Here is a 15,095-nt window from a genome sequence, read left to right as displayed (position 1 = left end):
GGCCCGATGGCGACGGTCAGCCGTGGAACGCGATGTAGCCGTTGCCGTCCCGATCGTTCGCCGACTTGGTGTACTTGTGGACGTCGGAGCGGGCGCCGGACGGCTTGTACAGGTAGATCGTGTCCCCGGTGTTGTTCCATATGAAATTGCAGTTGTCGCGGTAGACGACGTTGTGCGCGTCGGAGTCGCTGCCGTTGCCGCCGCGCAGCTTGACGTAGTCGCCGGGCTGGAGGGAGTGGCTCGCGGTGAACCTGAAGCGGTTCCCCGTGGCGTCCTTCACGACGTACCCCTTGAGGTTGACCGTCGCGGTGCGCGAGTAGTTCTTGATGGTCAGGTACTCGTCCTTGGTGTTGCCGCCCGAGCAGCGGTTGGAGTCCCGGCCGGGAGCGTCGTACTGAACGCCCCTGATCTTCAGGGCCGAGGAGTACTCGGTGGCCTGTGCGGGAGTCACGGTCGCGGCGAGTGCGGCGACGGCTGCGGGCAGGGCGAAGCGGTAGCGCATGAGGTTCCCCCCTCAATTGTTCTGGTGGAGCCCCGCGAGCATATGACATGTGAATGCGTAGTGACATGCATGTGTGCAAAATGTGTACAGGTTGGGGTGTGTCGTCAGGGTGTACTGATCGAAGCCCCGGGCCCCAGGGGTATGTCGAAGCCGTAGAAGATGCCGAGCACCGCCAGCCATGCCACGAGGAACGGCACCACGAAGACCGACAACCGCGAGAGCAGGGAGCCGAGTTGGGCCTCCGGCTCGTAGCGCTTGAGGACCGTCAGGAGCAGGAAGACGTAGGGATTCAGCGGCGTGATCATCTGGGTGGCCGAGTCGCCGATGCGGAACGCCGCCTGGGTGACCGCCGGTTCCATGTGGAGCAGCATGAAGGCCGGTACGAAGACCGGGGCCACCAGGGACCACAGCGCCGAGCCCGACGTGATGAACAGGTTCAGGACGCAGACCAGCAGGACGAAGGCCACCAGGCCCAAGTAGCCCGTCAGGCCCACCGATTCGAGCAGCGCCGCGCCCTTCACCGCGAGCAGCGTGCCGAGGTTCGTCCAGTCGAAGACGCCGATGACCTGTGCGATGACCAGGATGAGCACGATGTACGCGGACATGCCCGTGATCGCGTCGGCCATCATGCGCGGCACGTCCTCGAAGCGCGTGACCGCCTTGACCGTACGGCCGTAGACCGCGCCGGCCAGGAGGAACGCCACGAACAGGAGCGGGACGATGCCGTCCAGGACGGGGGAGGGGACCAGCGCCCCGCCCTCGCCGCGCAGCGGGGAGCCGGGCAGCAGCCAGCAGGTGATGACCACGGCGGCGTAGGCGAGGACCGCGAGTCCCGCGCGGAGCATGCCCCGGCGCTGGAGGGCGGTGACCTCCGTGGTGACTTCACCGGTGGTGGCTTCTCCCGTGGTGGCTTCGCCGGCCGCCTGGGCGCCGTCCGCGGTCGGCCACGGCAGTCGCGGCTCCAGGACCCGCGAGATGAGGAAGCCGCCGATGAGGGCGAGGACGACGCTCGCCGACGCCGTGTAGAAGTAGTTGATCAGGATGTGCGTCGGGGCGTCCGCGCCCTGCGGGAGGACCTGCGCTGCCTGGTGGGTGATGCCCGTGTAGAGGGCGTCGAGGGCGCCGATCGTGAAGCCCGCCGCGTACCCCGCGCACACGCAGGCGAAGCCGCCGATCAGGCCCGCGACCGGATTGCGGCCCGCGTTCTTGAACACCAGCGCGGCCAGCGGCGGGATCACCAGGATCGCCACGTCGCTCATCAGGTGGGCCTGCGCCGCCACGAAGGCGACCAGGTACGGCAGGAGCCACCGAGGGGCACGCGAGATCGAGGCGCGCACCACCGTCTCCAGGAGGCCGGTGCGCTCGGCCACGCCCACCGCCGCCATCATCAGCAGCACCGTGCCGAGCGACGGGAAGCCCGTGAAGTTGGGGATGAAGTTCTCCAGGAGCCAGACCACGCCGTCCCCGGTGAACACCCCCTGCACCGCGACCGTCTTGTCCTCGCCGGGGATCTTCACCGTCGCGCCGGCCGCCGCGAGTGCGGTGGACGCGGCGCCGACGATGACGAACAGACCGAGGAAGAGGAGGACCGGGTGGGGGAGTTTGTTGCCCACCCGCTCGATGCCGGACATGGCCTTGTCGATGAACCCCCGTCTGGTGGGGGCCTGTTCGGGGGCCGGTGCCTGTGTCGTCATGTCCCAAGACCGTTCTTGCGGAGTGTGCCGCCCTGCGCGACGAGCACGACGTTCGCCGGGTCGGCGAGCAGCGCGATGTCGGCGAGCGGGTCGCCCTCGCACAGCACCAGGTCGGCCCGCTTGCCCGGCTCCAGTGTGCCGATCTCGGTGTCCAGGCCGAGGAGTTCGGCGGCGGAGCGGGTGCCCGTGGTGATCGCCTGAAGCGGTGTCATGCCGAGGGCCACGAGGTGGGTGAGCTCGCGCAGGTTGCGGCCGTGCGGGACCATCGCCGCGTCCGTGCCCATGGCGATCTTCACGCCCTCGGCGATCGCCGCGGAGATGTTCTCCTTGGTGATGCCGGACCAGCGGATCTTCTTCTCGTAGTGGTACGGCTCCATGGTGGCCTTGTCGATGCCGTCGAAGACCGTGGAGAGCGTCGGGACGACGAACGTGCCCCGCTCGCCCGCGAGTTCACGGGCCTGCGCCGACATGCCGTAGCCGTGCTCGACGCTGGTGACACCGCCGCGGATCGCGTTGAGGATGCCCGCGGTGCCCTGCGCGTGCGCGGCGACCGGGCGGCCGCCGTGCCGGGCCAGCTCCTCGACGACCGTACGGATCTCGTCCTCGGTCAGGCCCTCGTCGTCGGGGTGGTCGTAGGGGCTCGACATGCCGCCCGTGGCACACACCTTGATGACATCGGCGCCCGAGCGCAGCAGCTTGCGCACCGCGAGCCGCACCTCGTCCGGGGTGTCGGCGATCTCGCCCATCCCGGAGCTCGGGTCGAAGCCGCACTCGGTGGCGAAGTCGGCGTGGCCGCCGGTGTGGCTGAGGATGCGGACCGCCGTGTGGATGCGCGGTCCTGTGGTCAGGCCCTGCTCGACGGCCGTGCGGTAGCCCGCCGGCAGCCCGCCCAGGTCGCGCACGGTGGTGACACCCGCGTCCAGGGTCGCGCGCAGCCGCTCGGCGGTGCGGAAGGTCTCGACCGTGGTGTCCTGCTCGTAGCGGCGCACCATCTGGCGCGCGGACTCGACACCGAGGTGGACGTGGGTGTCGATGAAGCCGGGGAGGAGTGTGCGGCCTCCGGCGTCGATGGTGCGTACGCCGGGTTGGGCGTCCGGCGCCGTCGCCGCCGGTCCCGCGTGGGTGATGAGGCCCTCGGCGTCGACGACGAGTGTGGCGTTCTCGACGGGCGCGGCGCCGGTGCCGTCGATCAGGCGGGCGTTGGTGATACGGAGCGAGGAAGGCTGTTGGGAACTCATGAGCGAACACTGTCGGATTCGGCGATGACGAACACGTAAAATCGCAGGAACCTGACCTAGCCCAACGATCTGTGCAGGATTTCGGCCACCGTGAACACGCAGCATTCAGAACCTTCTGTGGTCGACCGCGCCCGGATCGACGAGCTCGATCTCGCGCTCGTGCACGCCCTCCAGGTCAACACCCGCGCCCCCTGGACGCTCATCGGCGAGGCCCTCGACATCGACCCCGTCACCGCCGCCCGGCGCTGGGAGCGGCTCGCGCGCAGCGGTGCCGCCTGGGTCGACGGGTATCTCGCGCTCGACCGCGACGAGGGATCGGTGTACGCGCAGGTCGAGATAGACACCGGCGGGCATCTGCCAGAGGAGGCGCTGACCTCGCTCGCCGCGGACTCCCGGATGCTCAGCCTCAAGCAGACGTCCGGCGGGCGCGATCTGCTGGCCATCGTGGGCGCCTCGTCGTTCGACGACCTCGCCCGGTACACCGGGGAGCGGATCTCCCGGCTGCCCGGTGTGCGCGGCACCCGGATCCATGTCATCACGGCGGTGCCCTTCGAGGGCGCGCAGTGGCGGCTGCGGAGCCTCACGCCGAGCCAGCGCGCGGTGCTGCGGCCCGAGTCCCCCAGGAACACAGCCGTCGAGAGCCCCGTCCCCGACGAGCCGATACGTCCCATCGACCGGCGCATCGCGCACGCGCTCGGCACGGACGGGCGGATGCCGTTGTCCGGCCTGGCCCGTGCCACCGGGGCGAGCACCGCCACGGTCCGGCGCAGGCTGCGGGTGCTGACCGCGGGCGGGCGGCTCTCGCTGCGGTGCACGCTGGCCCGGCCGCTGACGGAATTCCCCGTGTCGGCCGTCTACTTCGGGTCCGTGCCCGCCGAGAACCTGGACCCCGCCGTGCAGGCCCTGCGCACACTTCCCGGCCTACGGATGTGCAGCATCACCGCGGGCACCCACAACCTCATCCTGGACATCTGGCTGCGCACGCTCGCCGAGGTGCACACCACGGAGGCCCTCCTCAACCGGCGCCTCGCCGACCTCGGCCTGCGCATCACGGAACGCGCGGTGGTGCTGCGCACGCTGAAGCACGCCGGCCGACTGCTCGACCGGCGCGGCCACAGCGTGGGCGCGGTACCCCTCAGATCGACGGGCGACTGATCAGGTCGACGGGTGACTGATCAGGTCGACCGGAGACTGAGAGCCGGTGTCTGACCCCCCGTCTGCGCCCCGACGCCCGGCACGCACCCTCGCCGCACGGCGCCACAGGACAGGTAGCTCCGCTACATGACCTGTGGCGCCGCACGCCGAGGCCACGCACCGACCGCCGCTGCGCCCGCCCTTCGGGCGGACGACGGGGGGTCAGACACCGGCTCTGAGCTCCCGCTCCTCCGCGTCCGCGTCGAAGCCCACCGGCTCCCAGCGCTTCACGAGCAGCGCGATCAGGCCGAGGACGGGCGCGCCGAGGATCACCCAGTACACCCCCGTGCCGAGGCCGGTGCTGAGGATCGGGAAGAAGAACAGCGTGAGCGTCGAACCGAGGCGCAGTACCGCCTGGTTGAAGCCGATGCTGACGCCGCGCATCGACGTGGGGAAGCCCAGCGAGGCGTAGCTCATGATGTGTGCGCCGGGGCCGAAGCCCTGGGCGAACATGAACGCCCCGAGCATCAGGATGCCCGCCGTCACGAAGGCCGTGCCCGACGGCTGACCGATGAGCGCCAGCACGGTGATCGCCACCAGCTGGATCGCGAAGCCGAGCGACATCATCGGCCAGGCGCCCTTCGTCGACGCCCAGCGGATGCCGAGCAGTCCGCCGGTCAGGGCGAAGACGAGGTTCAGGGTGAAGGACGACGCGATGGTGGTCAGCGGGCCCTGCGTCATGAGCGTGGCGATGATGATCGGCAGCCCGAACGCGACGGCGTTGTAGCCGAAGGTCTCCGCGACGCCGACCACCACGGACTGGATGGTGCGGGTGCGGTACGGGCCCTTGAACAGGCGCGCGTAGGACGCGAGTCCGGGGCGCCGCGGGCGCTCCGTCTTCCCCTCGACGTCATCGGGGACGTAGGCCTCGACACCGTACGACTGCCGCAGGATGCCGGCCGCGCCCTCCAGGTCGCCCTGGTCGGCGGCCCAGGTCGGGGACTCGTTCATATAGCGGCGGCGCAGCAGCAGGACCACGAGCGCGGGGATCGCGCCGAAGCCGACGGTGAAGCGCCACAGCCAGCCCAGGTGGGCGTCGGGCAGCAGGAAGTACAGCGCCATGATGACCAGGTAGCAGCCGCTGGTCGCCGCGTACCAGGCGGGCGACCAGGCGGCCGTGCGCGAGCCCTTGCTGCCCTTGCCGCGCAGCCGGGAGAACTCGGCGAGGAACGCGATGGCGACCGGGATGTCCATGCCGACGCCGATGCCCATCACGAAACGGGCGCCGATCAGCGTCCACGCGTCCTGGGCCACGGCACACACCAACGCGGTGACGACGAAGAACAGCATGTTGGCCATGAAGACCCGGTAGCGGCCTATTCGGTCCACGAGCCAGCCGCCGACGAGCGCGCCGATCAGCGAGCCGACACTGATCGAGGCGGTGACGACGCCGGCCATCGTGGGGCTGAGGCCGAACTGCTTCGTGATGTCCGGCAGCCCGTACGCGAGCGAGCTGAGGTCGTACGCGTCCAGGAAGATGCCGCCGAGCGCGATGATCACGATCATCCGGGCGTGCTTGCCGCTCGCCGTGCCGGAGTTGACGAGATCGGAGACGTCGGCCGCGGACCGGATCGGCACGGGGCCGGACGCCGCCTCCGCCGGCGTGGGTGAGGGCAGGGAGGAAGTGGTGCTCACGGGGGCCTTCCGGGGTGCTGGTGTGCTGGCGCTGGTTGCTGCGGGTGGTGTGCTGCGGGTGGTGTGTTCCGCAGAATCGTATGCAGCCACCGGAAGGGGTTCGTCCATTTGTCCGCATGCTGGTCACAGCGGTGAACAGGGCCCCGGCCGACGACCGGGACCCTGTGCATCACATGTGTCCGTACATGTGTCCGCCGCTCAGTGCTCGTGTTCCCCGGTGTCCGGCTTGGCGCCCGGTGTCCACTTCTTCGCGGACTTCCCGTTCAGGTCCCACACCACCTTGCCGTCGCGGACGGTCAGCTGAGTGGTGAGCTTGCGGCTGCCGTCGATCCGGTAGCCGAAGCTGTCGACGTAGCCGAACTTCCCCTTGTCGAGGGAGAACATCGCCAGGTCGGCCGGGGCGCCGACCGAGAGATTGCCCAGGTCGGCGCGGCCGACGGCCTTCGCGGGCTTCCAGGTGGAGGCCTCGACCACGTCCTTCAGCGGCATGCCGAGCGTGAGGAACTTGCCCATGATGTTCGGCATGTCCTTCATGCCGGCGTTCATGCTGGTGATGTGCAGGTCGGTGGAGATGGTGTCGGGCGCGAAGCCCTCCTTCATCGCCTCGACCGCCACGTCCCAGCTGAAGCTGCCGCCGCCGTGCCCGACGTCGAACAGCACACCGCGCTCCCGGCCCTTGTGCAGGCCCGAATTGAGCTTGCCACTGTCGAGCAGCTCGTTGCGCAGGCCCGAGTACACATGCGAGTAGATGTCACCGGGGCGCAGCTTCTCGCCGAGGAGCTGCTCGATCGGCCGCTCGGGGTGGTTGGCGCCGAAGTCGACCATGACGGGGAGGTCCGCCTTGTCGCCCGCCTCGACCGCGTTGTCGACGGCGGCCCAGTCCTTGCCCTCGTAGTGCGCGGTCTTGATGCCGACGACGGTGTCCGGGTGCTCGGCGGCCTTCTCGGCCGCGGGCCCCGGCTTCATGTCGCTGACGTCCTGCTCGACCTTGGCGCCGCCCATGCCCTTGCCGACGATGTTCAGGAAGGCGAGGACCCGGGTCTGGGACCGGTCGATGATGTTCTTCTTGAACAGCTCGAAGTTGGCCGCTCCCGAGGAGCCCGCGTCCACCGCGGTGGTGACACCGGAGCGGAACGTGAAGCCGTCGGGCGACACCCCGTTCTTGCCGTTCGCGTAGTCGTCCTCGGGGCCGGGGAACAGGTGGGCGTGCAGGTCGATCAGGCCGGGTGTGAGGTACGCACCGGCCGCGTCGACGGTCTGCTTCGCGGCGGAGGAGTCGATGTCCTTCGCCACCTTCGCGATCTTCCCGCCGTTGACCGCGACGTCGCGGACCGCGTCCACGTGGTTCTTCGGGTCGATGACATGGCCGCGCTCGATCACCAGGTCGTAGGCCTCGGCCTGCGATGTCGCGGCCGCTGTCGAAGGCGCCAGAGCGCTCGCCGTCGCCGCGCCGAGCACCAGCGTCAGGGCCGCCGGGACCGCCAGCCAGTGGGCCCGCTGTCTTATGTGCATGAGGACTCCCTCGTCGTTCGGTCCGGTGGGACGACTCGGACCGGTGATCGGTCCGGTGGGATGACTCGGACCGGTGGGATGACTCAGATGACGGCGATGCAGTCGATCTCGACCAGCGAGTCGCCCGGGATGCCGGCCGCCGCCGCGATCGTCGTGCGCACGCCCGGTTCCGGGCCCCAGCGGCCGAGGAAGACCTCGTTCATCCCGTCGTAGTCGTCGAGGGTGTTCAGATAGACGTTGATCTTGAGGACCTTCTTCATCGAGGAGCCCACGGACTCCAGATAGCGCTCCACCTCGTTCAGCACGTGGTCGGTGTGGGCGCGGATGTCACCCTCGAAGTGGGCGCCGATACCGGAGATGAAGACCATCGAGCCGTACGTGACGATGGGGCTGAACAGGGGGTTCTCCGGCGGCTCCGCGCCGTCCGGGTAGTGCACCTCCTTGCGCGGCTTGTCCGGCTTGCCGTGCTGGGTGTCGGCCGCCGAGGCGGTGCCCGCGCCCGCCACGGCCGGTACGGCGGCGATGGCCGCCACTGCGGGGGCCCTACGGATGAAGTCACGTCGGTTCGAGGTCACGCGTCCTCCGATGAAGGTGAGAATGGTGAGGGGATGGGGCTCAGGACGTGCGGGTCGCCTTCCAGCTGCCCTTGAGGTACTCGCCCAGATCGACGCGGCCGCTCATCTCGTCGCCGGAGAGCTTCCCCGTGAAGGCGTACGAGAGGGAGTCGCCGTGCTCCTCCCCGTACGAGCTGCGCACCGTCACCTCGTCGGCGCTGACGGATCCCGTGGCGGCGCGCGAGACGAAGTCGCCGCGGTGGGTGCCGGTGAGCTTCGCGCCGTCCTGCTTCAGCGTCAGCCCGTGCTCGCTGGAGGAACCGGCCGCGTAGGTGATCTCCAGGGACCAGGTGCCGCTCGCGTCGACGGAGGGCGGCTTCGGCTTCGCGGGGGCCGGGGGCGGGTTCTTGAGCCGCCTGACGATGTGGTCGGCGATGGTCTTCTCGTCGCCGGGCTCCAGCATGTACGGGGTGACGGCCAGGCCCGACTGCCCCGGATTCTTTCCGCTCGCCGGGTTGATGGCGATGCGCGGCTCGCCCTCCCACAGGGCGTCCACGATCGTCTGGCCGACGACGCCGCGCTTCTCGGCGTCCCAGTACAGGTTGAGCGTGGGTGTGCGGTTGGACAGGCCCTCCGGCTGGACGAGTTCGGAGGTGACACCCGGCACCGCGGCGGAGACCCGCTTGGCGATGGTCTTCAGCCACGAGGTCCACTTCGCGTACTCGGCCTTGTGGTCGCGGCGCACCCACATCTCGACGGCCGCGAGCATGCCCATGGCCTCTTCCTTGCCGACCTTGAAGCCGCGGGCGTAGCCGTGGTGCGGCGCGCTGTGCACCCAGGCCGCGCGCACCAGGTCCTCGCGGCCGAGCAGCATGCCCGCCGACTGCGGTCCGCGCAGCGCCTTGCCGCCGCTGTACGCGACGAGGTCGGCTCCGCGCTCCAGATGGACGTTGGGGATGGTGAGGACCTCCGCTGCGGCGTCGACCAGGACCGGCACGTCCTCGGCGTGGGCGAGCTCGGCGATGGTCTTCAGGTCCAGCTCGCTCTCGTCGACGCGGGGCATCGCGAAGACGTAGACGAGCGCGGTCTGCGGGCCGAGCGCCGCCTTCATCTCCTCGCGTGTGTCGACCTCGACGACCTTCAGGCCGACGGCGCTGATCGCGGCCTCGTACACGTTCCGGGAGTGCTTGGGGATGACCGCCTCGGTCTTGGTGAAGCCGCGCAGGTCCGGGATCTGGATGTGCAGGTCCGGGTTGCCGCCCGCCGTGCAGGCCGCGGACGCGTGCGTCAGGGCCGCCGAACAGCCGGAGCTGACCATGCCGAACCCGGCTCCGGTCAGCTCGCCGAGCCGTCTGCCCACGCCGTCGGCCAGCTCGTCCAGCTGCACGTACTGCCGGGAGGCCGCGTCGATGGCCTCACGCACCTCCGGCAGGATCAGCGAACCGCTCAGGACGGTGTAGGTGCCCCGGCCGTTGATGAGGGGGCGGACGCCGATCCGCTCGTAGCCACCCTTCTTCGCGGCGGCGGCGGCGTTGGCGGTGGCATCGGCGGTGCCGGTGGACCTGCCGGCGGCCATCGCCTCCCCGGGGAGCAGCGCGCCGAGCGTGAGCGCCCCGCCGGCCGCTGCGCTCCGGCCGAGCATGGTGCGACGTGTGACTGGGTCAGTACGCATCCGAACCCTCAACTTCCGCCTCGTTGACCGGTGTTGAACACACGCTAGGAACGCCGTCGTCCGGCGTTAAGCGCGTCGTGCTGATGCGGGTATTCGCAAGTTGGATGAACCGGTGGATGAACCGGTGGACGAACCCTGCGGGGTGTCTCCCGTCAGGTCCCGGGTGCCAGGTGGCGCCTCCGATGCCTCGATCTCGCGCAGCAGGGTGCGCGCGGGCGGGGTCAGGGTCCGGGTGGTGGACCAGTGCACCGCGACCCGGCGTCCGCAGGGCACGTCGAGCCTGCGCGCGACGACGCCCGAGGTGTCTGCGGTGGCGACGGCGAGGAGGTTGGTGACACCGATGCCGAGGCCGCTGCGGACCAGCGAGATGAGGGTCTGCGGCTGGTTGGTGGCCTGGACGGCGTTGGGTTCGAGGCCGCGTTCGCTGAAGGCCCGGTACGTCTCGAAGCCCATCGCCTCGGACGAGCCGAGCCGGCCGATGGTGATCAGGGGGTGTGCGGCCACCGCGGCGAGCGGCAGTGGCTCCGGCAGCTCCGCCAGCAGGTGGTCGGGCCGGTGGACCGCGATCAGGCCCTCCCACCACAGCGGCCGCGACTCCACCGAAGGGCCCGGCGGAGGTGCCATCGGGCGCAGGCAGATGTCCACCTCGCCGCTCGCGAGCGCCGCGTCGAGCTCCAGGGTGGAGCGCTCGACCAGGACCACTTTGATGGCGGGACGGGTACGCGCCATGCGTTCGAGGAGCTGTGGCACGAACGCCACGCTGGCGCTCGGGTAGCTGCCCAGCGTCACCACGCCCCGCGCGGCGCCGCGGTACCCGGCCATCGCGGCCTCGGCCCCGGCGAGCCGGCGCAGGATGGCCCGCGCGTGCTCGGCGAGGACGGCGCCCGCGTCGGTGGGTGTCACCGGGCGCCGGTCGCGGTCGAACAGCGGCACCCCCGCCTCCCGTTCGAGGGCGGCGACATGCATGCTCACGCGCGGCTGGGAGCGGTGGGTCAGCTCGGCCGCCGCACTGAAGCTGCCGGTGTCCACGACGCCGAGGAAGGAGACGAGCCATTCGAGACGCAGATCGGAACGGAGCATGCCTCTCGTCTACCGTCGCCCGCGCACCGCGGACCAGAAGGGACCGGCTTTCAGAGGAGGGCCGATACGGTTTCCGAATACCGTGCCGAACCGTGAACCCGGCTGTCCGGCACGCGTGTTCAGCGCGGCGCCCCCGGTGGCGCCTCGATGTGCTCGATCCAGTACTCGCGGGTCAGCGCGTCGACCCCGGCCGGCGCCACCCCGCGCAGATGCACCACATGGCCGTCCGTGCCGGCGATGCGCCCGTGCTTCTGCAGTTGCAGGATGTGGTAGCGCTCGGGCTTGAAGCCGAGCTCGACGTCGACCGCGAACCGCCCCCGGGGATCGTGGAGTTCACCGACTCCGGGGGCGACCTTTCCGCCTGCCTGCACGGTCAGCCACACCTGGTAGACGAGTACGAGGAGCACCACCACCGCGATCTTGCGCAGCGTAGGACTCTTCGCGGTTCTACGAAGAAGCGACGACCTCGGCGGCACCGTCCTCATCCCCTTCCCCTGCCAGCAGTGCGTTGACCCGCTCCACGGTGGCCCGGAACTCCGGCAGTGCCACGGCGGTGTCCCAGCGCCGTGGCCGGGGCAGCGGCACGTCGACGATCTCCCTGACCCGGCTGGGGCGCCGCGAGAGCACGACGACGCGGTCGGAGAGGAACACCGCCTCGTCGACGTCGTGGGTGACGAAGAAGACCGTGGGGCGGCGGCTCTCGAAGATGCCGGTGAGGTCCTCTTGCAGCTTGCGTCGGGTCTGCGCGTCGATGGACGCGAACGGCTCGTCCATGAGCATCACCGCCGGTTCGTTGGCGAGCACGCGGGCCACGCCGAGCCGCTGCTGCATGCCGCCGGACAGCTCGTGCGGGTAGCGGTGCTCGAAGCCGCCGAGGCCGACCAGGTCGAGGAACTCCCGTGCGCGGGCGGCCCGTTCGGGCTTCGGGACGCCCCGCATGCGCGGGCCGAAGGCGACGTTGCCGAGCACCGTCTTCCACGGGAAGAGGGCATGGCTCTGGAACACCACGCCCCGGTCGGGGCCAGGGCCGTGCACGGGCGCGCCGTCCACGGAGACCGTGCCGCCGCTCGCCTCGACGAACCCGGCGACGATGTTCAGGACGGTGGTCTTGCCGCAGCCGCTCGGCCCGAGGACCGACACGAACTCGCCCTTCCGGACGCCGAAGGAGACCTCGTCGATGGCCGTGACCTCCTCGCCGCTGTAGTCGTCCGCGTACGCCTTGCGCAGTGCCTTGATCTCCAGAGCGGTCATGAGTCGATCTCCCACCAGCTCATCCGTCGGCCTCCAACCTGCGTACCATTCCCCAGCGTTCGACGGTCGCCCGCTCGAACGGGGCCAGAATCAGCGCGTCGAGCGCGTACCAGAGCGAGCCGAGGACGACCATGCCGAGGAAGACCTGGCTGATGTCGCCGACCCGGCGCGCGTCGAACATCATGTAGCCGATCCCGCTGGTGCCGACGATGATCTCGGCGGCCACCAGGGCCCGCCAGCCGTAGCCGAGCCCGGTGCGGATGCCGCCCGCCACCGACGGGAGCGAGCCCGGCACGATCACCTCGACGAACACCCGCCACCGCCCGGCGCCCAGGCTGCGCGCCGCCCGCACCAGCTCGCGCGGCACCTGCTCGACGCCCGCGACGACGCTGAGCATCAGCGGGAAGACGATGGTGTAGACGATCACGAAGGTGACGGCGGTCAGGCTGAAGCCGAACCAGACGATGACGATCGGCAGCCACGCGATGTCCGCGATCGCCTGGAAGAACAGCAGGATCGGCCAGCAGAACCGGCGCAGCCGGCCGATCATCGCGACCGCGAAGCCCAGCGGCAGGCCGATGAGCAGCCCGAACCCGACGCCGTACGCGAGACGGGTCAGGGAGTCGGAGAGATAGCCCGGCAGGATCCCCTTCTCCAGGAGGCCGCCGAGCGTCGTGAGCACGGCGGTGGGCCCCGCGAAGAAGGACCGGGGGAACACCTCGAACGCGGCGAGCAGCCACCACAGGACGACGACCGGTACGAACGGGCCGAGCGTGCGGACGGTGCCGCTGCGCAGCAGGCGTCGCCACACGGGCATGGGTGCCGTGGACAGTGCGGCCATCAGCGGTTCACCCCCGTCATGCCCCAGCGCTCCACCGTGCGCCGCTCAAGGGGCGCGAGCAGCAGCCGGTCCATCAGCAGCCACAGCACCCCGATGATCACCATCGAGGCGATGATGACGTCGGTGCGGAAGTACTTCTGCGCCTGGAACAGCGCGTAGCCGAGGCCCGCGCTGCCCGCGATGATCTCGGCGGCCACGAGCCCGCGCCAGCCGTAACCGAGGCCCACGCGCAGCCCGGTGACGATGCTCGGCAGGGCGCCCGGCAGCAGGATCTCCCAGAACATCCGCATCCGGCCCGTCCCCAACGAGCGTGCGGCGCGCAGCAGTTGAAGGGGGATCTGGCGCACGCCCAGCATCGCGTTGTACGTCAGCGCGAAGAACATCGCGTTCCACACGATGAAGATCACCGCACGGTCGCCGTAGCCGAACCACAGCGTCGCCACCGGGATCCACGCGATGCCCGCGAGCGCCACCGAGAACCGCAGCAGCGGCGCGAAGAACGCGGACAGCGCGCGGCTCGACCCGAGGGCGATGCCGAAGGGGAGCGCGGTCACCAGCGCCAGCACGATCCCGAGGCCCATCCGCCGCAGGCTCGCGCCCAGATGCCGGGCCAGGTCACCGCTCGCCGTCATGTCACCGAGCGCCCTGAACACGTCGCTCACCTGCGGGAACACCCGCATCGGTGTGCCCGTGACGGACACCGCCACCGCCCACGCGAGAACGAGCGCGGCGAGCGGTCCGAGGAACCAGAGCGCGCGGCCGAGGCGGGAACCGCGTCGCTTGCGGGGCTTTCGGGCGTGGCGCGGAACGACGGCCGCCGGGCGCGGGGGAGCCGCCTTCGTCGTCGGCGGGGTCACGACGGGCAGGCCTTCGTGGCGCTCGCCCGGTCGAAGCGGTAACCGCCCTCGACGGCCGCCGACTTGGGCACGTCGGGCAGGTCACGGAAGAGCTTCGGGTTCGCCGCCATCACCTTGAGGATCGGCTTCGGGTCGAAGTACTTGTCGACGTCGAAGCCGGCCTTGACGGCGCCCTGCTTGGCGAGCAGCCGGGCCTGGGTGTCGAGGGCGAGGTAGTTGCAGGCGGAGAAGCGCGGGTCGAGCTGCTTCACGTTGTGCTTCATCGCCTCCACGGCCACCGACTTCTTCGTGCCCGGCAGCCACCTGGTCGCGGAGTCCGCCGCGTCCTCGGGGTTCTCGCGCATCCACTGATCGGTACGCGCCCGCGCCGTCAGGAAGCGCTCGACGACCTCCGGGTGCTTCTTCGCGTACGAGGGTGTGGTGACGATGTAGCCGATGAACGGGATGTGGCCGCCGCCCCGCAGCACCTCCTTGGCGCCGTCGACCTGGTCGACGATCGTGATGGGGAACGGGTCCCAGACGATGGCGGCGTCGATGCCGCCGGTCTTGAGGGCGACCGCCATGTCCGGCGGCTCGGTGTTCACGATCTTGACGTCGCTGGTCTTCAGACCGGCCTCGCGCAACAGGCCGAGCAGATACAGGTGGTTGATGGAGCCCTCGGAGACGCCGATCTTCTTGCCGCGCAGCGTCGTGAGGTCCTTGCCGTCCACGCCGGACTTGGCGGCCGCGACCACGGCCATCGTCTCGTCGATGCTCTTCTGGCTGGACGAGCCGGTGTAGTTGCCGACCAGGGAGAGGTCGATGCCCTTCTGCGCGGCGGCGATCGCGGGCGTGCCGACCTGGATGAAGTCGACCTCGCCCGCTTGCAGCGCGTTGAGCGCGTCGACGCCGGTCGGGTACGGCTGGGCCAGCTTCACGTTGAGGTCCTGCTCGTCGAAGTACCCGGCCTCCACCCCCGACGGCAGGCCTATCTGGTCGACGGCGGACACATATCCCGCTCTGACGCGGGTCGGCGCCGCCGCGCCCGCGCCGGACGCACCCTCTACGGCATCGTCCACGGTGGAA

Annotated in this window: 14 protein-coding genes; 1 reads left to right on the top strand and 13 read right to left on the bottom strand. The window is 70.1% G+C overall.

What is annotated here, in order from left to right; translation table 11 throughout:
* Nucleotides 1-16: 16 nt before the first annotated feature.
* The 3 genes from OKJ99_RS28135 to OKJ99_RS28125 form a co-directional block, all read right to left on the bottom strand.
* Nucleotides 17-502: a lamin tail domain-containing protein gene (locus OKJ99_RS28135; RefSeq protein ID WP_326020516.1), complete on the bottom strand. Its 486-nt coding sequence runs from the start codon at nt 500-502 to the stop codon at nt 17-19.
* A gap of 104 nt (nt 503-606) precedes the next feature.
* Entirely contained in the window at nt 607-2,196 is a 1,590-nt protein-coding gene (locus OKJ99_RS28130; protein ID WP_326020515.1) for an AbgT family transporter, read from the bottom strand.
* The gene (locus OKJ99_RS28125; protein WP_326020513.1) at nt 2,193-3,434 is read right to left on the bottom strand and encodes a metal-dependent hydrolase family protein; all 1,242 of its coding nucleotides are present in this window, start codon (nt 3,432-3,434) and stop codon (nt 2,193-2,195) included. Before OKJ99_RS28125 ends, OKJ99_RS28130 begins: the two co-directional genes overlap by 4 nt.
* Nucleotides 3,435-3,524: 90 nt before the next feature.
* On the opposite strand from OKJ99_RS28125, the gene OKJ99_RS28120 reads away from it, so the two are divergent.
* Nucleotides 3,525-4,589, top strand: coding sequence for an Lrp/AsnC family transcriptional regulator (locus OKJ99_RS28120; protein ID WP_326020511.1), 1,065 nt, complete (start codon nt 3,525-3,527; stop codon nt 4,587-4,589).
* Nucleotides 4,590-4,790: 201 nt separating this feature from the next.
* Here OKJ99_RS28120 and OKJ99_RS28115 read toward each other — a convergent pair whose 3' ends face one another.
* From OKJ99_RS28115 to OKJ99_RS28070, 10 genes are all read right to left on the bottom strand, one after another.
* Entirely contained in the window at nt 4,791-6,263 is a 1,473-nt protein-coding gene (locus OKJ99_RS28115) for an MFS transporter (protein ID WP_326020509.1), read from the bottom strand.
* A 198-nt stretch (nt 6,264-6,461) separates the two neighbouring features.
* Nucleotides 6,462-7,775 carry an amidohydrolase/deacetylase family metallohydrolase gene (locus tag OKJ99_RS28110; protein ID WP_326020508.1) on the bottom strand — a complete coding sequence of 438 codons (1,314 nt, stop codon included), beginning with the start codon at nt 7,773-7,775 and terminating at the stop codon, nt 6,462-6,464.
* An 83-nt stretch (nt 7,776-7,858) separates the two neighbouring features.
* Nucleotides 7,859-8,350, bottom strand: a complete 492-nt coding sequence (locus OKJ99_RS28105; RefSeq protein WP_326020507.1) for a RidA family protein — start codon at nt 8,348-8,350, stop codon at nt 7,859-7,861.
* Nucleotides 8,351-8,390: 40 nt separating this feature from the next.
* The gene (locus OKJ99_RS28100; protein ID WP_326020505.1) at nt 8,391-10,001 is read right to left on the bottom strand and encodes an aminotransferase class V-fold PLP-dependent enzyme; all 1,611 of its coding nucleotides are present in this window, start codon (nt 9,999-10,001) and stop codon (nt 8,391-8,393) included.
* 66 nt (nt 10,002-10,067) lie between these two features.
* Nucleotides 10,068-11,081: a LysR family transcriptional regulator gene (locus tag OKJ99_RS28095; protein ID WP_326020503.1), complete on the bottom strand. Its 1,014-nt coding sequence runs from the start codon at nt 11,079-11,081 to the stop codon at nt 10,068-10,070.
* A 119-nt stretch (nt 11,082-11,200) separates the two neighbouring features.
* On the bottom strand, nt 11,201-11,491 hold the full coding sequence (locus tag OKJ99_RS28090; RefSeq protein ID WP_326020501.1) for a hypothetical protein: 291 nt from the start codon (nt 11,489-11,491) through the stop codon (nt 11,201-11,203).
* 37 nt (nt 11,492-11,528) lie between these two features.
* Nucleotides 11,529-12,332: an ABC transporter ATP-binding protein gene (locus tag OKJ99_RS28085; protein WP_326020499.1), complete on the bottom strand. Its 804-nt coding sequence runs from the start codon at nt 12,330-12,332 to the stop codon at nt 11,529-11,531.
* Between the two features lie 19 nt (nt 12,333-12,351).
* Nucleotides 12,352-13,173 (bottom strand): ABC transporter permease, encoded by an 822-nt coding sequence (locus tag OKJ99_RS28080; protein WP_326020497.1) that lies wholly within the window; start codon nt 13,171-13,173, stop codon nt 12,352-12,354.
* Nucleotides 13,173-14,030, bottom strand: a complete 858-nt coding sequence (locus OKJ99_RS28075) for an ABC transporter permease (protein WP_326020495.1) — start codon at nt 14,028-14,030, stop codon at nt 13,173-13,175. The genes OKJ99_RS28080 and OKJ99_RS28075 overlap by 1 nt, the downstream gene beginning before the upstream one ends.
* Nucleotides 14,027-15,088 (bottom strand): ABC transporter substrate-binding protein, encoded by a 1,062-nt coding sequence (locus tag OKJ99_RS28070; protein ID WP_326020494.1) that lies wholly within the window; start codon nt 15,086-15,088, stop codon nt 14,027-14,029. The genes OKJ99_RS28075 and OKJ99_RS28070 overlap by 4 nt, the downstream gene beginning before the upstream one ends.
* Nucleotides 15,089-15,095: the final 7 nt, after the last annotated feature.

This window comes from Streptomyces endophyticus (assembly GCF_035798155.1).
GTDB classification, from domain to species: domain Bacteria; phylum Actinomycetota; class Actinomycetes; order Streptomycetales; family Streptomycetaceae; genus Streptomyces; species Streptomyces endophyticus.
The sequence above is the reverse complement of the archived record's forward strand: the minus strand, read 5'-3'. Positions and strand labels throughout refer to the sequence as shown.